At 55.6% G+C, this 19,165-nt stretch carries 16 protein-coding genes and 1 tRNA gene; 7 read left to right on the plus strand and 10 right to left on the minus strand.

What is annotated here, in order from left to right; genetic code table 11:
- Nucleotides 1–135: 135 nt before the first annotated feature.
- Together V1587_RS17660 and rplY are read left to right on the plus strand one after the other, a co-directional pair.
- A complete protein-coding gene (locus V1587_RS17660; protein WP_371897307.1) occupies nucleotides 136–1,896 on the plus strand; it encodes a DEAD/DEAH box helicase in 1,761 nt (586 codons plus the stop codon).
- A gap of 125 nt (nucleotides 1,897–2,021) precedes the next feature.
- Complete coding sequence (gene rplY / locus V1587_RS17665) at nucleotides 2,022–2,306, plus strand: 50S ribosomal protein L25 (protein ID WP_008500956.1); 285 nt, start codon at nucleotides 2,022–2,024, stop codon at nucleotides 2,304–2,306.
- Between the two features lie 50 nt (nucleotides 2,307–2,356).
- Here the strand turns inward: rplY and yejK are convergent, their stop codons facing one another.
- A complete protein-coding gene (gene yejK, locus V1587_RS17670) occupies nucleotides 2,357–3,364 on the minus strand; it encodes a nucleoid-associated protein YejK (protein WP_008500957.1) in 1,008 nt (335 codons plus the stop codon).
- 134 nt (nucleotides 3,365–3,498) lie between these two features.
- Between yejK and V1587_RS17675 the strand changes: the two genes are divergently transcribed.
- From V1587_RS17675 to V1587_RS17685, 3 genes are all read left to right on the plus strand, one after another.
- Nucleotides 3,499–3,726, plus strand: a complete 228-nt coding sequence (locus V1587_RS17675; protein ID WP_008500958.1) for a YejL family protein — start codon at nucleotides 3,499–3,501, stop codon at nucleotides 3,724–3,726.
- Nucleotides 3,727–3,745: 19 nt separating this feature from the next.
- Nucleotides 3,746–5,506 (plus strand): LPS biosynthesis-modulating metalloenzyme YejM, encoded by a 1,761-nt coding sequence (yejM, locus tag V1587_RS17680; protein WP_371897308.1) that lies wholly within the window; start codon nucleotides 3,746–3,748, stop codon nucleotides 5,504–5,506.
- A gap of 72 nt (nucleotides 5,507–5,578) precedes the next feature.
- Nucleotides 5,579–5,655, plus strand: a tRNA-Pro gene (locus V1587_RS17685).
- Between the two features lie 38 nt (nucleotides 5,656–5,693).
- Here the strand turns inward: V1587_RS17685 and V1587_RS17690 are convergent.
- Nucleotides 5,694–6,881, minus strand: coding sequence for an MFS transporter (locus V1587_RS17690; protein ID WP_371897309.1), 1,188 nt, complete (start codon nucleotides 6,879–6,881; stop codon nucleotides 5,694–5,696).
- A gap of 125 nt (nucleotides 6,882–7,006) precedes the next feature.
- Nucleotides 7,007–7,267 carry a DUF2534 family protein gene (locus tag V1587_RS17695; protein ID WP_008500962.1) on the minus strand — a complete coding sequence of 87 codons (261 nt, stop codon included), beginning with the start codon at nucleotides 7,265–7,267 and terminating at the stop codon, nucleotides 7,007–7,009.
- Nucleotides 7,268–7,476: 209 nt separating this feature from the next.
- Here V1587_RS17695 and eco point away from each other — a divergent pair, with 209 nt between their 5' ends.
- Nucleotides 7,477–7,980 (plus strand): serine protease inhibitor ecotin, encoded by a 504-nt coding sequence (eco, locus tag V1587_RS17700; protein WP_371897310.1) that lies wholly within the window; start codon nucleotides 7,477–7,479, stop codon nucleotides 7,978–7,980.
- Between the two features lie 103 nt (nucleotides 7,981–8,083).
- Here eco and mqo read toward each other — a convergent pair whose 3' ends face one another.
- Nucleotides 8,084–9,733 (minus strand): malate dehydrogenase (quinone), encoded by a 1,650-nt coding sequence (mqo, locus tag V1587_RS17705; RefSeq protein ID WP_047652540.1) that lies wholly within the window; start codon nucleotides 9,731–9,733, stop codon nucleotides 8,084–8,086.
- Nucleotides 9,734–9,920: 187 nt separating this feature from the next.
- Here mqo and V1587_RS17710 point away from each other — a divergent pair, with 187 nt between their 5' ends.
- The gene (locus V1587_RS17710; RefSeq protein WP_371897311.1) at nucleotides 9,921–11,210 is read left to right on the plus strand and encodes a SulP family inorganic anion transporter; all 1,290 of its coding nucleotides are present in this window, start codon (nucleotides 9,921–9,923) and stop codon (nucleotides 11,208–11,210) included.
- On the opposite strand, the gene mgtE is transcribed toward V1587_RS17710, so the two are convergent.
- The 6 genes from mgtE to V1587_RS17740 all read right to left on the minus strand — a co-directional run bounded on the left by mgtE (nucleotide 11,173) and on the right by V1587_RS17740 (nucleotide 18,543).
- Nucleotides 11,173–12,609, minus strand: a complete 1,437-nt coding sequence (mgtE, locus tag V1587_RS17715; RefSeq protein ID WP_371897312.1) for a magnesium transporter — start codon at nucleotides 12,607–12,609, stop codon at nucleotides 11,173–11,175. The two genes, V1587_RS17710 and mgtE, sit on opposite strands and share 38 nt — an antisense overlap.
- Before the next feature lie 148 nt (nucleotides 12,610–12,757).
- Nucleotides 12,758–14,401, minus strand: a complete 1,644-nt coding sequence (locus V1587_RS17720; protein ID WP_371897313.1) for a multidrug ABC transporter permease/ATP-binding protein — start codon at nucleotides 14,399–14,401, stop codon at nucleotides 12,758–12,760.
- A gap of 69 nt (nucleotides 14,402–14,470) precedes the next feature.
- Nucleotides 14,471–15,127, minus strand: a complete 657-nt coding sequence (gene alkB / locus V1587_RS17725; RefSeq protein ID WP_371897314.1) for a DNA oxidative demethylase AlkB — start codon at nucleotides 15,125–15,127, stop codon at nucleotides 14,471–14,473.
- A complete protein-coding gene (ada, locus tag V1587_RS17730) occupies nucleotides 15,127–16,185 on the minus strand; it encodes a bifunctional DNA-binding transcriptional regulator/O6-methylguanine-DNA methyltransferase Ada (RefSeq protein ID WP_371897315.1) in 1,059 nt (352 codons plus the stop codon). Before ada ends, alkB begins: the two co-directional genes overlap by 1 nt.
- A 72-nt stretch (nucleotides 16,186–16,257) precedes the next feature.
- Nucleotides 16,258–17,313: an FAD:protein FMN transferase ApbE gene (apbE, locus tag V1587_RS17735; RefSeq protein WP_371897316.1), complete on the minus strand. Its 1,056-nt coding sequence runs from the start codon at nucleotides 17,311–17,313 to the stop codon at nucleotides 16,258–16,260.
- A gap of 114 nt (nucleotides 17,314–17,427) precedes the next feature.
- Nucleotides 17,428–18,543 carry a porin OmpC gene (locus tag V1587_RS17740; RefSeq protein ID WP_371897317.1) on the minus strand — a complete coding sequence of 372 codons (1,116 nt, stop codon included), beginning with the start codon at nucleotides 18,541–18,543 and terminating at the stop codon, nucleotides 17,428–17,430.
- Between the last annotated feature and the right edge of the window lie 622 nt (nucleotides 18,544–19,165).

Raw genomic sequence — 19,165 nt, forward strand, 5'->3', positions numbered from 1 at the left:
GGTCGAGTCACGCGGCAAAGGAGTGAATCCCCGGGAGCTTACATAAGTAAGTGACCGGGGTGAACGAGTGCAGCCAACGCACAGGCAACTTGAAGTATGACGGGTATATGTGCGGAATAACGAAACCGAGACCCCATGACTTTTACACTTCGTCCCTATCAGCAGGAAGCCGTTGACGCTACCCTCGCCTGGTTCCGTAAACATCGCGAGCCGGCGGCGATTGTGCTTCCGACCGGTGCAGGCAAAAGCCTGGTCATTGCCGAACTGGCGCGTCTGGCACGCGGTCGAGTGCTGGTGCTGGCACACGTCAAAGAGCTCGTCGCGCAAAACCATGCCAAGTATTGTGCGCTTGGGCTGGAAGCCGATATTTTCGCCGCCGGGCTAAAGCGTAAAGAGAGCCACGGCAAAGTGGTGTTTGGCAGCGTGCAGTCGGTGGCCCGCAATCTGGATCTGTTTCGCAGCGAATTTTCGCTGCTAATTGTCGACGAATGCCACCGCATCAGCGATGACGACGACAGCCAGTATCAGCAAATCCTGTCCCACCTGAAAGAGGTGAACCCACACCTGCGCCTGCTTGGCCTGACGGCGACCCCGTTTCGCCTGGGGAAAGGCTGGATCTACCGTTACCATTATCACGGCATGGTGCGCGGCGATGACAAGGCCCTGTTTAGCGACTGCATCTACGAGCTTCCGCTGCGCTACATGATTAAACATGGCTACCTGACGCCGCCTGAACGGCTGGATATGCCGGTGGTGCAGTACGATTTCAGCCGCCTGCAGGCGCAGAGCAACGGATTATTCAGCGAAGCGGATCTTAACCAGGAGCTAAAAAAGCAAAAGCGCATTACGCCGCATATCATCAGCCAGATTGAGGAGTTCGCCGCGACGCGCAAGGGGGTGATGATCTTTGCCGCCACCGTTGAGCACGCACGCGAAATCACCGGGTTACTGCCCTCCGGCGACGCGGCGCTCATCACCGGCGAGACCCCCGGCCCGGAGCGCGACCGCCTGATTGAGGCCTTTAAAGCCCAGCGGTTCCGCTATCTGGTTAACGTGTCGGTATTGACCACCGGCTTTGATGCCCCGCACGTCGACCTGATCGCCATTTTGCGCCCGACCGAATCGGTGAGTCTGTATCAGCAAATTGTTGGCCGCGGCCTTCGTCTGGCGCCGGGGAAAACCGACTGCCTGATTCTGGATTATGCCGGTAACCCGCACGATCTCTATACGCCTGAAGTCGGCGCGCCTAAAGGGAAAAGCGACAACGTGCCCGTTCAGGTCTTTTGCCCTGCCTGCGGGTTTGCTAACACCTTCTGGGGCAAAACCACCGCCGACGGCACGCTGATCGAACATTTTGGCCGCCGCTGTCAGGGCTGGTTTGAAGATGATGACGGGCATCGCGAACAGTGCGATTTTCGTTTCCGCTTTAAAAACTGCCCGCAGTGCAACGCCGAAAACGACATTGCCGCGCGCCGCTGTCGGGAATGCGACACGGTGCTGGTTGACCCGGACGACATGCTGAAAGCGGCGCTAAAGCTGAAAGATGCCCTGGTGCTGCGCTGTTCCGGCATGGCGCTGCAGCCCGGCGCCGATGAAAAAGGTGAGTGGCTGAAAATCACCTATTACGACGAAGACGGGGCGGACGTCAGCGAGCGCTTCCGGGTGCAGACGCCTGCTCAGCGAACGGCCTTCGAACAGCTGTTTATCCGCCCGCACACCCGCACTCCGGGCGTGCCCCTGCGCTGGATCGCCGTGGCCGATATCGTGCGCCAGCAGGTGCTCTTGCGCCATCCGGATTTTGTGGTCGCCCGTAAGAAAGGCCAGTTCTGGCAGGTGCGCGAGAAACTCTTTGACTACGAAGGTCGCTTCCGTCGCGCCAACGAATTGCGCGGTTAGCGGGACTTTTCATTGATGTGAGGGGCATTTGAGTATAAAATACCGCCCGCTTCACATCCGTGAGGCAGAACACTCACCTGCTGCTGGGTCGCCTGTAGTAGGGTTTTAAATACAGAGAGAAATCAATGTTCACTATCGAAGCAGAAGTACGTAACGTGCAGGGTAAGGGTGCGAGCCGCCGCCTGCGTACCGCTAACAAGTTCCCGGCTATCGTTTACGGTGGCGAAGCTGCTCCAGTTGCAATCGAACTGGATCACGACAAACTGTGGAACCTGCAGACCAAAGCTGAATTCTACAGCGAAGTTCTGACCATCGTTGTTGGCGGTAAAGAAGAGAAAGTGAAAGTTCAGGCTGTTCAGCGTCACGCGTTCAAGCCAAAACTGACTCACATCGACTTCGTTCGCGCGTAATCGCAAACCTGTCGAAAAAAACCCCGCTTCTGCGGGGTTTTTTGTGCCTGCTATTTACCGCCCGAGGTGCGGCGCTGAAGCTGATCGCGCAGGTTCGGTGGCGTCCCCTTAATGGTCAGCGTATCGGTGGCCGGATCCCAGAAGATACGTTCCCCCAGCAGCATCGCATCAAAGTTGATGGTTAACCCGCCGCCGCTGCCGGCAAACTTGGTTAACTGACGCAGCGTGCTGCGATCCGCCGGGAAGCTCTCTTCAAGCTCATAGCCCTTCTCTGCGGTAAATTCCTGGAAGCTGACTTCGCTGACGCCCGCCAGCTCTTTTGACAGGGACTCCAGCTCGATCTCTTCCCCAGCCTGCAGCTGCTCGTTGCAGTAGCTGTAAACCTGCTGGCGCACCGTCTGGCGCTCAGATTTATCGAGCTGCGCTTCTGCTGTGAAATCGTCAACCGCCTGGAGCAGCCCTTTGTTCTGCGCTTTGGCGTTAAGCCCTTCGCTGGCACCGAGGAAGTCCATAAAGAAATCCGCCACTTTGCGGCCCACGCGTCCCTTCAGGAAAGTCAGGTAGCGGGTCGATTCCGGGTTGGTTTCCCACTCGGTCAAATCAATACGCGCCACGATATCCGCATGGTTAATGTCCAGATAATGCGTCGAGCTGATATCCAGCTGCTCGTTCACGCGCATGCTGCTTAAGTTATTCAGCACGGTAACCAGTAAATACTCTACCGCCAGATAGCGGTAATGGCAGAACAAGACAATCCCGCCGTCGGCGAAAGGATATTTCGCCAGCTCGTCGCGCAGACGCCCGGTTGCCGCACGGCTAAACGCCAGGAAATCCTCTTCGCCCTGGCGCTGCAGGCGCAGGCTATCGGCCAGTTCACTCTCTTCGCTGAACAGGCCATAGGCTTTATTTTTGGCGCTGTAGACGCGATGCAGCTCTGCCATCATCTCCACAACGGTCGCCGTGGGTTCCAGTAATGAATCGCGTAGCACCACTTCAAGGGTTTGCTCATCGCGCTTGATAAGCTGGTGCAAGGCAATCTGGTTGATTTCCAGACTCATGATAAACTCTCCTTTTAGACCGGGCGGTATTCAACCACCACCAGGACATGTGTGCAACAACAGATAAAAAAGGGGAAAAAAAGCTGTTGCTACGGTAATATGTTGCCCTTTCATCAACAAACTGATTTTGATTTATGCCACAACATTCCCGCTACAGTGATGAACACGTTGAACAACTGCTCAGTGAGCTGGTCAACGTACTGGAAAAACATAAAACGCCGACCGATCTCTCCCTGATGGTTTTGGGAAATATGGTCACCAACCTGATTAACACCAGCGTTGCTCCGGCTCAGCGTCAGGCGATCGCAAAATCTTTCGCCCAGGCTTTACAGTCGTCCGTCAGCAACGACCCGGCCCATTAAGGGATACGAACAACAGTTTATGGTGACGAATCGTCAGCGCTACCGTGAAAAAGTCTCCCAGATGGTCAGCTGGGGGCACTGGTTTGCCCTGTTCAACATTCTGCTGGCGACGGTCATTGGCTGTCGTTATCTGTTTGTCGCAGACTGGCCAACAACGCTAACCGGGCGTATATACTCCTGGATAAGCCTTGTCGGCCATTTTAGCTTTTTGGTTTTCGCCACCTATCTGCTGATCCTGTTCCCCTTGACGTTTATCGTCATGTCGCAGCGTCTGATGCGATTCTTGTCCGCCATCCTTGCGACGGTGGGGATGACGCTGCTGCTTATCGACAGTGAAGTGTTCACCCGCTTCCACCTGCATCTCAACCCCATCGTCTGGGAACTGGTGATTAACCCCGACCAGAACGAAACGGCCCGCGACTGGCAGCTGATGTTTATCAGCGTCCCGGTGATCCTGTTGATTGAGATGCTGTTTGCCACCTGGAGCTGGCAAAAACTGCGCAGCCTGACCCGCCGACGCCACTATGCGAAGCCCGTCGCCGCGCTCTTCTTCGTCTCTTTTATCAGTTCGCACATCATGTATATCTGGGCGGATGCGAACTTCTATCGTCCTATTACCATGCAGCGCGCGAACCTGCCGCTCTCGTACCCTATGACGGCCCGTCGTTTCCTCGAGAAACACGGCCTGCTTGACGCGCAGGAGTACCAGCGCCGTCTTATCGAGCAGGGTAACCCGGAAGCCGTCAGCGTGCAGTATCCTCTGAGCGATCTGCGCTATCGTGATATGGGGCGCGGGCAAAACGTCCTGCTGATTACCGTTGATGGCCTGAACTATTCCCGTTACGAGAAGCAGATGCCTGTGCTGGCCGATTTCGCGAGTCAAAACGTCTCGTTTACTCAGCATATGAGCTCCGGTAACACAACCGACGCGGGTATCTTTGGCCTGTTCTATGGCATTTCAGCTGGCTACATGGACGGCGTATTATCTTCACGCACACCTGCGGCGCTGATCACCGGGCTGAATCAGCAAGGCTATCAGTTAGGGTTGTTCTCCTCCGATGGCTTTAACAGTCCGCTCTACCGTCAGGCGCTGCTGTCGGATTTCTCACTGCCGACGGCACAAAATCAATCCGATGCGCAGACCGCCGGCCAATGGATAAACTGGCTTCAGCGCTACGCTCAGGAAGATAACCGCTGGTTCTCATGGGTTGCCTTTAACGGCACAACGCTTGCTAACAGCAATAAGAATGACTTTGCGCGCCGCTACAGTCGCGCGGCTGGCGATGTTGATGCGCAGATAGGCCGCGTGCTTAATGCGCTTCGCGAGTCAGGCAAGCTGGACAATACCGTGGTGATCGTGACCGCCGGCCATGGCATCCCGTTAGGTGACGAGACGAAAAGTATGAGCTGGTCACGCCCGAATCTGCAGGTTCCGCTGGTCATCCACTGGCCGGGCACCCCGGCGCAGCGCATCAATATGCTTACCGAGCATAAAGATGTGATGACCACCCTGATGCAACGCCTGCTGCACGTTAGCACGCCAGCCAACGAGTATTCGCAGGGGCAGGATCTCTTCAGCGCCGCGCGCCGCCATAACTGGGTCACGGCAGCGGGGAGTAATACGCTGGTGGTGACCACGCCGAAGCTGACGCTGGTGCTGAACAACAACGGGAATTATCAGACGTATAACCTGCAGGGTGAACGGCTGAAAGACCAGAAACCGCAGCTAAGCCTGCTGCTGCAGGTCCTGACGGATGAGAAGCGCTTCATCGCTAACTGATTAATAATAAACCAGTTAGCGACGGATTCCCTTGCATTCAAAACGGAATCGAGTAGTATTCTTTCTATGCGTCGGCACGTAGCGCAGCCTGGTAGCGCACCGTCATGGGGTGTCGGGGGTCGGAGGTTCAAATCCTCTCGTGCCGACCAAAAACACATTGAAAACCAGCCTCTTATGGCTGGTTTTTTTATTTCATCTCGTCCGGGGTTTTGCGCAGGTACACCAGCGTAAACAGACAAATCACTGCTCCGGCGTAAAACGTATATTCTGCGCCAAACGTTTCCCAGATGACCCCGGCGCCCAGGCTGGCGACTAATAACCCCACGCCGCTGACCAGACTAAAAATGCCGTAGGCGGTACCGCGCAGATCCGCAGGCGCAGTTTTCGCAATCATTGCCGCCAGCAGCCCCTGCGTCATTCCCATATGCACTCCCCAAAGCGCAACGCCCAGAAGCATTCCAGCCCAGTGGGTGCTCAGCGCCAGCACAATATCTGCCCCAATCAGCATCACCAGACCCCACTGCAATAGCCGGGTGTGGCTCATACCGTCCGATAGCTTGCCAAACGGATAGGCAGAGAGGAAATAGAGCATATTCATGGCAACCATCACCAGCGGGATCAGCGCCAGCGGCACACCCGACTGCTGAGCGCGAAGCACAAGAAATGCTTCACTGAAGCGTGCGAGCGTAAAGATGGCCCCAAGGCCAATGACCCACCAGCAGCCTTTCCCGAGACGCTTTAGGTTTTCTTTTTTGATGGGATTTGTGCGTTTATGTTCGACGGGCGTTTTCGGCTCATGCAGGCCGAAGAAAAGCAGCGCCACGGCGAGCACGGCGGGGATCACCGCGATCCAGAAAATCGTGCGGAAATCATCGTTCCACAGCAGCATTAATCCCACCGCCAGCAGCGGCCCGAGAAATGCGCCAACGGTGTCCATCGACTGACGCAGCCCAAAGGCCGCGCCGCGAAGTTCCGGCGGCGTAACGTCAGCAACCAGCGCATCGCGCGGCGCTCCCCGGATCCCCTTCCCGACGCGGTCGATTAAGCGTGCCCCAAGGATCATGCCAGAAGAAGAGGCAATAGCGAACAGCGGTTTACTCAACGCGCCAAGACCGTAGCCCAGAACCGCCAGTCCTTTACGCTTGCCCAGATAGTCACTGATGGCGCCGGAAAACACCTTGATAAACAGCGCCGTGGCCTCAGCCAGGCCTTCAATCAAACCAATGAAAATTACGCTGGCGCCCAGCGTCGTGACCATAAACAACGGCAGCAGGCTGTGAATAATCTCCGAGGAGATATCCATTAACATACTGACGCCACCCACAACCCAGACGCCTTTCGGGATCCGGCTGAGCGTTGCAAACCGGGATAACATTGCGCATCTCCTGCTTTATGCCGAACAACCTTGTTCGAAACAGAATATCCTGGAAATGCGAATAAAAATCATCTGACATAAAAAAAGCCAGCCCGCAGGCTGGCTTCATTATCTGAGGTGAAGGCTTAGTGCTTCTCACGTCCACCCAGGAAGAAAATGCCCAGCGGGATGGCCAGCAGAACGGTGAACACCAGGCTGTAGACAAAGATCATCGCCGATTGCAGGACATACATGCTGGTTGTCCAGGCAGAGAGTGGAATGTTGTACTGTTCGATGACGCCAACAATGGTGGCACGCCCCACGCACGCGGCAGCAATCATAAACACAACCAGCAGCGCCAGGAGAAATTTGCGGCCTTCAGGCGTTTTCAGTTTTGCACGAACCATCTCTCTTTCCTTTTACAGATGAATAACATTATAGAGGGTCTAAAATAACACAAACGCCTGCCGGACTCCACGCCAGTACAAATCTCTACCAATATGGTAAATACGTGGTTTATTACGCTATCCATATTGAAAATGTAAGTAAATAACACCAATCATTGTTAGTTGATATGTTAACCTGCACGAGATCGTTTTGACATAAAGGAATGACAATGAAAAACGCACCTAAATTTGCCATCGCCCTCATCGCCGCCGCGTGTGTCAGCACCAGCGCTTTCGCCAGCGAAACACCTAAAGAGCAGCCGCTGGAAAAAGTCGCCCCGTATCCGAAAGCGGATAAAGGAATGAAGCGTCAGGTGATCCAGCTGCCGGCACAGCAGGATGAAGCGAATTTCAAAGTAGAGCTGTTAATTGGCAAGACGCTGGAAGTGGATTGCAACCAGCATCGCCTGGGTGGTCAGCTGGAAAGCAAAACGCTGGAAGGCTGGGGTTACGACTACTACGTCTTTGATAAAGTGACCTCGCCGGTCTCCACCATGATGGCCTGCCCGGACGGCAAGAAAGAGAAGAAATTTGTGACGGCGTATCTGGGCGACAATAGCCTGCTGCGCTACAACAGCAAGCTGCCGATCGTGGTCTATACGCCTGAAAACGTGGAAGTGAAGTATCGCGTGTGGAAGGCTGAAGAGACTATCGGACAAGCGGTAGTACGTTAAAACCAGGTCGGGTGCGCTCTGGTGCCCTCACCCCAACCCTCTCCCACCGGGAGAGGGGGAAAATACCAAAAACGGCAACGTATGTTGCCGTTTTGCTTTTACCTTACAGCGCGATATCCGCAACCGGTTTGTTTTCCGGCTGAGGCTTCAGCTCAGCTTTTGGCGCAGCATCCGCAGCCTGCGGTTTGATGTACTGCAGCTGCAGTACGCGGCTGGTGTATTCCAGCTCCTGCTCCGTCGCGTCCACGTTACCGTTCAGCTTCGTGCCGTAGGATGGAATGATGGTTTTCAGCTTCGCCTGCCATTCCGGACTGGCGACTTTATCTTTAAACACTTTTTCCATCAGGTGCAGCATGATTGGCGCAGCGGTAGACGCGCCCGGTGACGCCCCCAGCAGCGCGGCGATGGTGCCATCCTTATCGCTTACCACTTCGGTACCCAGACGCAGCACGCCGCCCTCTTTCGGATCGCGCTTGATGATCTGCACGCGCTGACCCGCCTGCCACAGACGCCAGTCTTCTTTCTTCGCCTGCGGATAGTACTCTTTCAGCGCCTCGAAACGGTCGTCGTCAGAGAGCATTACCTGGCTAATCAGGTATTTCACAAGATCGAAGTTATCCAGCCCCACGTCCATCATCGGCTTGACGTTAGAGGTAGTGGTTGCGCTGAGCAGATCCCACAGGGAGCCATTTTTCAGGAACTTGGTGGAGAAGGTCGCGAACGGCCCAAACAGCACCACGCGTTTGCCGTCAAGCATACGGGTATCGATGTGCGGTACAGACATCGGCGGTGCGCCAACTGAAGCCTGACCGTACACTTTTGCCAGATGACGATTCACCACTTCCGGGTTATCGGATACCAGGAACTGACCGCCGACCGGGAAGCCCGCGTAGTCGTCAGCTTCCGGAATACCGGACTCCTGCAGCAGCTTCAGCGCCGCGCCGCCCGCACCGATAAAGACAAACTTCGCCTTGATGACGTGCTCGGCTTCGTTATTTTTCAGATCGGCAACGGTCACGCTCCAGCTGTTATCCGCGTTGCGCTTGAAACCGCGCACTTCGGTGCTGAGCTGCAGGTTAAAGTTCTCTTTTTTCTTCAGAGACGTCACCAGCTGACGGGTAATTTCACCGTAGTTGACGTCGGTACCAATTTCGGTACGGGTCGCAGCTACTTTCTGATTCGGATCACGACCTTCCATGACCAGCGGAGCCCACTCTTTAATCTGCGCGTGGTCTTCAGAGTATTTCATCCCGCGGAACAGCGTGCTCTGCTGCAGAGCGGCGTAGCGCGCGCGCAGGAAGTTAACGTTCTGCTCACCCCACACAAAGCTCATGTGCGGCACGGTGTTGATGAAGGAGTGCGGGTCGTGCAGCACGCCGCTGTTGACCTGGTGAGACCAGAACTGGCGAGAAACCTGGAACGCCTCGTTGATCTCTACCGCTTTCTCGATACTAATGGAACCGTCCTTTTTCTGCGGCGTATAGTTCAGTTCCATGAGTGCCGAATGGCCGGTACCGGCGTTATTCCAGCCGTTCGAACTCTCCTGCGCCACGCCATCAAGGCGCTCGACCATAGTCATTGACCAGTCCGGCTGCAGTTCTTGCAGATAGGTTCCCAGCGTGGCGCTCATGATACCGCCACCGATTAAAAGGACGTCCGTTTCCTGCTCTTTTGGTGCGTCAGCTTTCGCCGCCATGGAGACGGTGTTAAGCCCCACGGCCAGAGAAAAGAGCATGGCAGTCATTTTTTTCATAATTTATGCCTTAGTGTAAAAGTGCTTGATGCGTGGAAATTGCAGGTGAAAAAAGCTGCGGGGGCACGGTAACAACTTTTAAATATTGTTTAAAGGTTACGAAATTATTGTAATTGTGAAATTTAATGATGGATTGTTTGTGAGGAATTATCGATGCGTCTGGTAAAGGGCGGTTTTACTGGCTAGTATGTTGCGTTTTGTGATCGCGCGCACGGAAGCCTGCCCTAACCAGCGAAACGTTATGTCTCTACCCCATTCTGCTGTATCCCCCGAAGACCGCGTAGCCAACGTGCTGCGTTCCCCTAAGCAGCTGACGCGTGAAACGCTGGCGGGCGTGATAACCGCCCTGGCGCTGATACCCGAGGTCATCTCATTTTCCGTGGTGGCGGGCGTTGACCCGAAGGTCAGCCTGATCGCTTCCGTGGTGCTGTGTCTCGCCCTGTCTGTACTGGGTGGTCGCCCGGCGATGGTCACGGCAGCGGCCGGCTCCGTGGCGCTGGTCATTGGCCCGATGGTGCATCAGCACGGCGTACAGTACATTCTTCCCGCCGTGCTGATGGCTGGCGTGATTCAGATTCTGTTTGGCGTGCTGGGCATGGCAAGACTGATGCGCTTTATTCCCCAGTCGGTCATGACCGGGTTTGTTAACGCCCTGGGTATTTTGATCTTCTTCGCTCAGGTGCCGCATTTCTGGAGCCGAAGCCCGCTGATTGTGGGCCTGTTCGTGCTGACGGTACTCATCGTGCTGTGGGTGCCGCGCTATATCAAAAGCATCCCTTCCCCGCTGATTGCGATTGTTGTGCTTACCATATTCACCGTTTCAACCGGTCAAATCCTGCCGACCGTGGGCGATGAAGGCTCCATGAGCGGCGGCTTGCCGGGTCTTACCGAACTTCTGGTCCCCCTCAATCTACAGACGCTGAGCATTATCTGGCCGTGCGCGTTGAGCATCGCGTTTGTCGGCCTGCTGGAATCCCTCCTCACGGCAAAGCTGGTGGATGAGCTGACCGCGACGCCGTCAGGTAAACGCCGCGAAAGCATTGGATTAGGCGTCGGCAATATTCTGGCCGGATTTTACGGTGGGATTGCGGGCTGCGCGATGATCGGACAAACCATCGTTAACGTGGAGATGGGGAAAGGCCGAAGCCGCATTTCAACCTTTGCGGCAGGTATTGTGCTGCTGATCCTGGTGACGGCGCTCAGCGACGTGATGGCCAACATCCCGATGGCGGTGCTGGCGGGCATTATGGCGATCGTCGCCGTTAAAACCTTCAGCTGGCATAGCCTTCAGCCAGCCACGCTGAAAGCTGCCCCGATTGCAGAAACGGTCGTCATGCTGGTGACCGTTGCCGCCACGGTATCAACCGGCAATCTGGCGATTGGCGTGCTGGGCGGGATTATCGTCATGGCACTCTTACCCGCCCGCATTAAGCGTCGGCTTAAAGCAGAAAAATCGTCGCCAGCCCAAGAAAAATAAAGAAACCGCCGGTATCGGTGATGGCGGTGATCATCACGCTCGACCCCACCGCGGGGTCGCGCCCCAGTTTGGTCATCGTCAGCGGGATAATAACGCCCATCATCGATGCCACCAGCAGATTCAGCACCATCGCCAGCATCATCACTCCACCCAGCGCCAGATCGTCATACAGCCACCAGGTGATGCCGCCCATAATGCCGCCCCACACCAGGCCGTTGATCAGCGCCACGCCCATCTCTCTGAAGATCAGAAAGGCGAAGTTTCCGGGCTGAATATTTTCCAGCGCCAGCGCGCGAACGATCATCGTGATGGTCTGGTTTCCGGTATTGCCGCCAATCCCGGCCACAATCGGCATCAGCGAGGCCAGCGCCACCAGCTGCGAAATGGTGTGTTCAAAACCGTCAATCACGCGGGAGGCGATAAACGCGGTACACAGGTTAATCGCCAGCCACGCCCAGCGCGTTTTCACCGCCTTGCCGACGGAGGCATGGACATCATCTTCGGCGCTGATCCCCCCGAGCGCGCGCAGATCGTTGTCGGTTTCTTCGTAGACCACATCAACGATCTCATCGATGGTCAGACGCCCCATCAGTTTGCCGACGGAATCCACGACGGCGGCACTCACCAGGTCGTCACGTTCGAAGGTACGCGCCGCTTTCTCCGCATCGTCTTCCGGGGAGAAGACCATCGGCTCGTTTTCCATCACCTCGCTCACCTTCCGCTGGGTGCTGTTGAGCAGGATGGTTTTCAGCTCCAGCTCGCCGAGCAGGGTTTTATCCCGGGAGGTGACAAACAGCTTATCGGTGTTGTCCGGCATTTTGCCCAGGCGACGCAGATAGCGCTGCACGGTGCCGAGCGTCACATCCGGGCGCACCGTGATAACGCCGAACTCCATGATCGCGCCGACGCTGTTTTTCTCGTAGTGCATCACCTGACGCACGCGCGCGCGTTCATCGGCAGGCAGTGACGCCAGCAGGCGACCGGTCAGGTTGCGCGGCAGGTGCTGAACCAGGTAAATCTGTTCGTCGATATCCAGGGTTTGCAGAGCGTCGAGAATATCCCGGTCGCTCATCTCGTCGATCAGATCATCCCAGACGTTTTCAGAGGCCTCAAGCAGCACCTGCCCGCGCTCGTGATCCTGCACCAGCCGCCACAGGGCGTGGCGTTCTTCCGAGGGAAGCGCTTCCAGGGTATCCGCCAGATCCGGCGGGGGTAAGTGAGCAACCAGCGCACCTACCTCAGCAATATCGTCGGCTAAAGTGCCGACATCATATTGCTCAGCCAGGGTGAGTTTGCCTAATAGCGTAGAGGTGACCGCTTTATCGGTCGTGAGAAGCCAGATGAGTCGCGCACGTTCCTGGTCACGCTGTCTGGCGCTGTTTTTCTTTAATACCGACATCAATCATAAATCCATGAAATAAGTTGGTATTAAGCATAGCGCGAGGATATGTAAATAAGAATAAACAACGGGGCGGGATGGAGAAAAAATCGGCATTACGGCTACGATCTATCCCCTCTCCCTGTGGGAGAGGGTTAGGGTGAGGGCATCAGGCAGTTCGCGCCACCGCGTCACGCGAGGCTTCATCACGCTCTTCACCGGTCAGCTCGCTCAGCCTGCCGTCGCGCATCTCCAGCAGGCGGTCGGCATGAATGAAGTAGTGATCGTCGTGGCTGATGGCAAAAATGGTTTTGCCCATCTCCTGCATCAGCGGCAGCAGCACCTGATAAAACTCGCGGCGGAAATGCGGGTCCTGATCCGCTGCCCACTCATCCAGCAGAATGATGTCACGCTCTTCCGCCAGAGCCAGAAGCAGCGCCACGCGCTTTTTCTGCCCTTTGGAAAGCTTCAGGTTGAGGATCTTCCCGTCCTGTAGCTCCAGCTTGTGCGACATCTGCAGCTGCGCCAGCCATTTTTCCACCAGCGCAGGATTCGCCTGTTGCCCATCCGGCCCCAGCAGCCGATCGAACAGCCAGACGTCGGTGAACACCGCCGAGAAAAGCTTGCGGTAATCCTCGGGCTTCTCCGCGCTCAGCGCTCTGCCATCCAGTAAAATCTCGCCCGACTGCGGCTGATAGAGTCCGGTCAGCAGCATCGCCAGTGTAGATTTACCGCTGCCGTTGCCGCCAATCAGGAACAGCAGTTCCCCGCGGCGGATCGTCAGGTTGACCGGCCCCACGGAGAAGGCACTGTCCTGGTAGCGGAACGTGACGTTACGCAGCTCCAGCGTCTGCCAGTCAGGGAAGGCCTGCGGGCGCGGGAATTCGGCTTTAAACGGCGCGAGATCGAATTTTTTGAGCTTATTAAAGGCAACCTGCGCACTCAGCAAAGTGGGCAACGCGCCGACCGCCGAGAGCAGCGGCGTGCGCAAAAACAGCAGCGTCAGCGAGTAGGTTGCCGCGACGTTGGTGTCCGCCCAGCCCAGGCTGTTCGCCATCCAGAATACCAGGCCAATGGCGCCCAGCATCATAATGTTTGACCAGTTCACCGCGCTCAGGTGGAAGGTATCGGCGCGAATAATATGATGACGGTATTCGCGCGCGTCCGGGATATAGAGATGATTAAAGATGTGCTCGGCGCGCTCGCGGTTCAGGGTGAGCTCTTTGCGCCCTTCCAGTACCGTCTGGTAATCGTTATAGAGCTTATCTTCGGTTTCGCGCAGCACCGCCATGTGTTTATAGACGCGTGACACCAGCACAAAACCGCCCCAGATGGTAATGGCAATCCACAGCGCGGTCACCGCCAGCATTTTGCTGGAGAGCCAGGCGAGATAAGCGGCCGATCCAAAGGTCAGGATGATCCCCTGCACCAGCTCCGGCAAACGAACGAACGCGATGGTAATGGCGCGTACGTCGCTGGTCAGCCCCGCCAGCAGGGACGCGCTGCCGAGTTGCTCAACGCGCTCTATCTGTGTGTCCAGAATCCGCTTGATAAACTCACTGCGTAAACGGAAAACGAAATGGTGCCCGAGCGCGGTCAGCGCAAGCTGGGAGCCGAGCGTAACCGCCATCAACAGGAGCAGCAGGCCGAGAAACTCCGGCAATACGGAGAGCGAGGTATCGACCATTTCAATCAAGCGCACGTTAATAAACGCGATCAGGCCAATACCCAGCGCGGCGCTGGCAAGGCTTAACGCCATTACGGCAATAAAGGGCCAGCGATACTGACGCCAGACAAGGAGAAGTAGTTGCATGCAGGCAATCCGGACAATAAAAATCAGCCAGCAGTGTAAACTGCCCTGCGCTGACATCAAGAATAATTCTTATTTTAGTTTACTCATACCCGCCTGACGGAAGGTCAGATTAAAGCGGTACTCACCCGTGAGGGGGTGGACGCCGGGTTTCAGCGGCTGAATGCCGTGATAATAAAGCCGCGATTCCCTGCCCCACACCACCACATCACCATGTTCCAGCATGATGCGTTTGAGCGGATCGTTGCGGCGTAATCCTCCAAACTGAAAGACGGCGGGCAGACCTAACGATACCGAGACGATAGGCGCGCGCAGATCGGGTTCATCCTTGTCCTGGTGCAGCGAGAGCTTCGCACCGACGGCGTAGCGGTTGATCAGGCAGGCATCCGGCCGAAAGTCAGGATAATCTGCCGCCACGGCGGCCTCGTGACAAAGCGCCTGAAAAACCGCAGGCATGGGAGGCCACGGCTGGCCGGTCGTGGGATCGTTTGGAGCATACACATATCCACGCTCGTTCGTCGCCCAGCCCAGTTCGCCGCAGTTGGCCATGGCCACCGACATGGTGTAGCCGCCCGGCGTCACCATATGGCGAAACGGCGAAACCGCCGTCACCTCGTCGATACCGGCAAGCAGCGCCGCCGCACGGGAAAGTGCAAAGCGGCGGAGGATCACCGCCCCCGGCGCAAGCGCCTCCTGCCAGGGTTCAGCATCCGCAAAAAGATCGAGCATTATCCCTCCTGGCGTTTCGCCTCACGTTTCAGTAATAGCGCTTTTCGCGCCGTCCCCCAACGGTACCCCGACAGCGCGCCGTCGTGACGAACCACGCGATGACAGGGGATCACAATCGCCAGCGTGTTTGCCGCACAGGCTCCGGCAACGGCGCGTACCGCACTGGGTTGACCAATCGCCTGCGCCACCTGCTGGTAGCTTGCCGTTTCGCCGCAGGGAATGTTGCGAAGAGCCTGCCAGACGCGCTGCTGGAACGCGGTACCGCGAATATCCAGCGGCAGCGCAAGCGGTGCGTCGCGGTTATCAATACTGGCAATCACCTGGTGGATCCGCTGCACAAAGGGTTCGTCCAGCGGCGCGTGCGTTGCTTTTGGAAATTGCGTGGCAAGCTCTGCGGTTAATTCAGCATCGGTGTCACCCAGCAGAATCGCGCAGATCCCCCGCTCGCTTTCGGCGACCAGACAGCGTCCTAACGAACAGTCATGGATGGCATACCGCACGGCCACCTCTCCTTTACGGTACTGCTTCGCCGTCATGCCCAGCGCATCGTTGGCTTTGCGATAATAGCTGCTGCTGTCGGGAAATCCCGCCGCCAGCACGGCGTCGGTAATTTTGTCTCCCTGCGCAAGCGCGGTGCGCAGACGCTGACCCCGCGCCGCCTGCTGCCAGCCTTTTGGCGTCATGCCGGTCACGGACTTAAACAGACGATGGAAATGGAAAGGACTCATGGCGACCTGCTCCGCCAGCCTCTCCAGGGTTAACGCAGGATCCTGCTCCAGAAGCCGGCAGGCATGTTCCACTTTTGCCAGCTTCTGCGCCTGCGGATCGCGTTTGTCCGGCATGCAGCGCTTGCACGGACGAAAGCCTGCCTGCGCGGCATGGTGGGCATCAGGATAAAAACAGACATTTTTACGCAGCGCGTGGCGGGCGCGGCATGACGGACGGCAGAAAATACCCGTCGTCTGCACGGCGAAGACAAACTGATCGTCAGCGAGCGGATCGCGGGCCAGCACGGCCTGCCAGCGATCCTCATCGGTAATAAAGGTTGAGTTTCTCATTATCGGCTCCTCTTACAAGCATACATAGAGCGTGCCTGAGCGCCAGTGATAAAAAACCCGCAACCTTGCTTTTTAATTTTTGTCGCTGACCAGGAAACTGTTGAACTGCGGCGAGCTCCAGGTTTTGAACCCGTCGCCCTCTTTGGTGATCATATAAACCGCCAGCCCTTCCTGACGGACCACCTCTTTGGCTTTTTCGGGACCGAGAACCATTAATCCGGTATCCCATGCATCCGCTTCCAGCGCGGTGGGGGCAATGACCGTCACCGAGACCAGGTTATGCGTGATGGGGCGTCCGGTCTGCGGATCAATCACGTGCGAAATACGTTTCCCGTCAAGCTCGTAATAGTTGCGATAACTTCCGGAGGTACTGATGCCATGTCCGTTGATATCCACTATCGCCTGCACGGCATTTTGCCGATCGGTCGGTTTTTGAATCGCTACGCGCCACGGCTTATCGCTGGCGTTCATGCCCCTGCTGACCAACGCGCCGCCCACGGAGACCAGATAACGGGAAATTCCTTCCTGGGCCATCAGCGCAGCAAGATGATCCGCCGCATAGCCTTCCCCAACCGTCGACAGATCGACAAACAGATCGGGGATATCTTTTTGCAGATACTGCTGCCCGTACTGATTGATCACCGTCAGATGCTGTAGCCCCGTCCGGGCGCGGGCGTCATCAATGGCCGCCTGTTCAGGCGTGGTTACCGGCTGCTTGTCAGGGCCAAATCCCCAAAGGTTTACCAGGGGTCCGACGGTCACATCCATCGCCCCGTTGGTTTTGTAACCCACGCGCATTGCCTCGGTCACGATATCGGCCATCGCCTCGCTCACCGGCCACAGGGAGGTGCTGGTGGAGAGATTAAAGCGCATCAGCGCCGAGTCATTTTTATAGGTCGACAGCAGCTGATCGTCGGCGTCCAGCTGCGACTGGATTTTGCCGCGAAGCTCATCTGCACGTGTTTTATCGAGGTTCATCACGCTGACGCGCCAGAAGGTTCCCATCGTTTTGCCTTCGAGCACCGTCGCGGCGGGTGCGTCGGTTTTCGCCACGGGAGTGGGATCGTTACACGCGGTCAGGAAAAAAAGCATAGCCAGAAAGCTGGCGCGTAAAAAAGTCATGTCCATTCATTATTATCCTCATGCCAGGGCGGCAAGAGTACACCAAAACGGGTGAGTTGTGAGAATCAGAGAGGCACAAAAAAGGGGCCATCTGGCCCCTTACGTCACACGATGGCGCGATTAGAACTGGTAAACCAGGCCCAGCGCGACGATATCGTCAGTACCGATACCCGCCTGACGGGTGAATTCGTTTTCATCAACCAGGTTGATTTTGTAATCCACGTAGGTGGACATGTTTTTGTTGAAGTAGTAAGTCGCACCCACATCAACATATTTCAGCAGATCCTGATCGCCGTAACCTTCGATGTCTTTGCCTTTAGACTGCAGGTAAGCCACGGATGGACGCAGGCCGAAGTCGAACTGGTACTGAGCAACCACTTCGAAGTTCTGCGCTTTGTTAGCGAAGCCGTAAATCTGGCTGCTGCTCTGAGAGTTGCCGAAACGCGTTGCGTTGTAGGTCTGAGAGTACTGTGCCGCCAGGTAGATGTTGTTGGCGTCATATTTCAGGCCACCGGTATACACTTCAGCGTGGTCGCCTTCACCTTTCAGCGCCAGGTTAGCCGTGTTGTTCTGGTCAGCAGTGCGCTTAGAAGAAGACATTGCACCACCGATGCTGAACCCTTCGCCCAGATTGTAGGTCAGGGACGCACCGTAGCCGTCGCCGTTCTGTTTCAGGGTGCTACGACCGGTCTCGTTTTCACCGCTTACGCTACCGTTTTTACCCTGATACTGCAGAGCAAAGTTCAGACCATCGACCAGGCCAAAGAAGTCCTGGTTACGGTAGGTCGCCACGCCGTTAGCACGGGACTGCAGGAAGTTATCAGCGCCGTAGGTATCGCCACCAAATTCTGGCAGAACGTCGGTCCAGGAGGTTACGTCGTAGATCACACCGTAGTTACGACCGTAATCGAAAGAACCCGCGTCAGCGAATTTCAGACCCGCGAACGCCACACGCGTCCAGGCCTGGTTGTCGCTTTCAGAGGTGTTGCCCTGGATCTGGTATTCCCACTGGCCGTAACCGGTCAGCTGATCGTTAACCTGAGTTTCGCCTTTGAAGCCAAGACGCATATAGGTCTGGTCACCGTCGGCACTCTTGTCGTCAGAAAAATAGTGCAGACCATCTACTTTGCCGTACAGATCTAATTTGTTGCCATCTTTGTTATAAATTTCGGCCGCATTTGCTGCGCCTGCCACCAGGAGTGCTGGTACCAGGAGGGACAGTACTTTAACTTTCATTTTATTAACCCTCTGTTATATGCCTTATAATTGCCACTGCTTACTGGTTAACCCTCATTAACCAGTCGGCAATTTCATTCTCCTCAAAATTACAGAATAATCCAACGCGAATATGATACGAAAACTTTGAAGATGTTTCATTTACCCATCAACATGTTTCAAAATGTAAATATAAAGGAACTTTTACAAAGCACAAATAGCTTAGAAAATTAGCACTTATAATCAAACCAAAAATTCACCGCAGATATATCAATGACTTACAATAAAATTCGTTACAGCACTGAATGACAAAACAAGATCGCACCTAATCTCTAAAATATCTCTCGCTATCATCATTAACTTTATTTATTACCGTCATTCAGTTTTGAATGTCTGTTTATCCCTAATTCAACCGGATGCTTCGCATTCGGTTTTTTTTTACCTTTCTTTACGTAACTTCTCTTTTTTTGTGCTACCGCACCGTAATTGTAACGACTATTAACTAAATTGCATCCTGGTATCTTTTGAAAGCCCGCAATTGATGGAAAACTTAATTTCTTGTTAATTCGTGCTATTTATTGACTGCATGTGCTGATTATTTGTACGCGCATGGCAAGTTTGTACATGTTTTCTCCACGCCTCG

The sequence above is a fragment of the Enterobacter sp. ECC-249 genome (assembly GCF_043965265.1).
Classification (GTDB): Bacteria; Pseudomonadota; Gammaproteobacteria; order Enterobacterales; family Enterobacteriaceae; genus Enterobacter; species Enterobacter quasiroggenkampii.

Excerpts from the sequence above, each read along its gene's own strand:
- V1587_RS17660 (WP_371897307.1), top strand. The coding sequence starts at position 136 with ATGACTTTTACACTTCGTCCCTATCAGCAGGAAGCCGTTGACGCTACC.
- rplY (WP_008500956.1), top strand. The coding sequence starts at position 2,022 with ATGTTCACTATCGAAGCAGAAGTACGTAACGTGCAGGGTAAGGGTGCG.
- yejK (WP_008500957.1), bottom strand. The coding sequence starts at position 3,364 with ATGAGTCTGGAAATCAACCAGATTGCCTTGCACCAGCTTATCAAGCGC.
- V1587_RS17675 (WP_008500958.1), top strand. The coding sequence starts at position 3,499 with ATGCCACAACATTCCCGCTACAGTGATGAACACGTTGAACAACTGCTC.
- yejM (WP_371897308.1), top strand. The coding sequence starts at position 3,746 with ATGGTGACGAATCGTCAGCGCTACCGTGAAAAAGTCTCCCAGATGGTC.
- V1587_RS17690 (WP_371897309.1), bottom strand. The coding sequence starts at position 6,881 with ATGTTATCCCGGTTTGCAACGCTCAGCCGGATCCCGAAAGGCGTCTGG.
- V1587_RS17695 (WP_008500962.1), bottom strand. The coding sequence starts at position 7,267 with ATGGTTCGTGCAAAACTGAAAACGCCTGAAGGCCGCAAATTTCTCCTG.
- eco (WP_371897310.1), top strand. The coding sequence starts at position 7,477 with ATGAAAAACGCACCTAAATTTGCCATCGCCCTCATCGCCGCCGCGTGT.
- mqo (WP_047652540.1), bottom strand. The coding sequence starts at position 9,733 with ATGAAAAAAATGACTGCCATGCTCTTTTCTCTGGCCGTGGGGCTTAAC.
- V1587_RS17710 (WP_371897311.1), top strand. The coding sequence starts at position 9,921 with ATGTTGCGTTTTGTGATCGCGCGCACGGAAGCCTGCCCTAACCAGCGA.
- mgtE (WP_371897312.1), bottom strand. The coding sequence starts at position 12,609 with ATGTCGGTATTAAAGAAAAACAGCGCCAGACAGCGTGACCAGGAACGT.
- V1587_RS17720 (WP_371897313.1), bottom strand. The coding sequence starts at position 14,401 with ATGCAACTACTTCTCCTTGTCTGGCGTCAGTATCGCTGGCCCTTTATT.
- alkB (WP_371897314.1), bottom strand. The coding sequence starts at position 15,127 with ATGCTCGATCTTTTTGCGGATGCTGAACCCTGGCAGGAGGCGCTTGCG.
- ada (WP_371897315.1), bottom strand. The coding sequence starts at position 16,185 with ATGAGAAACTCAACCTTTATTACCGATGAGGATCGCTGGCAGGCCGTG.
- apbE (WP_371897316.1), bottom strand. The coding sequence starts at position 17,313 with ATGGACATGACTTTTTTACGCGCCAGCTTTCTGGCTATGCTTTTTTTC.
- V1587_RS17740 (WP_371897317.1), bottom strand. The coding sequence starts at position 18,543 with ATGAAAGTTAAAGTACTGTCCCTCCTGGTACCAGCACTCCTGGTGGCA.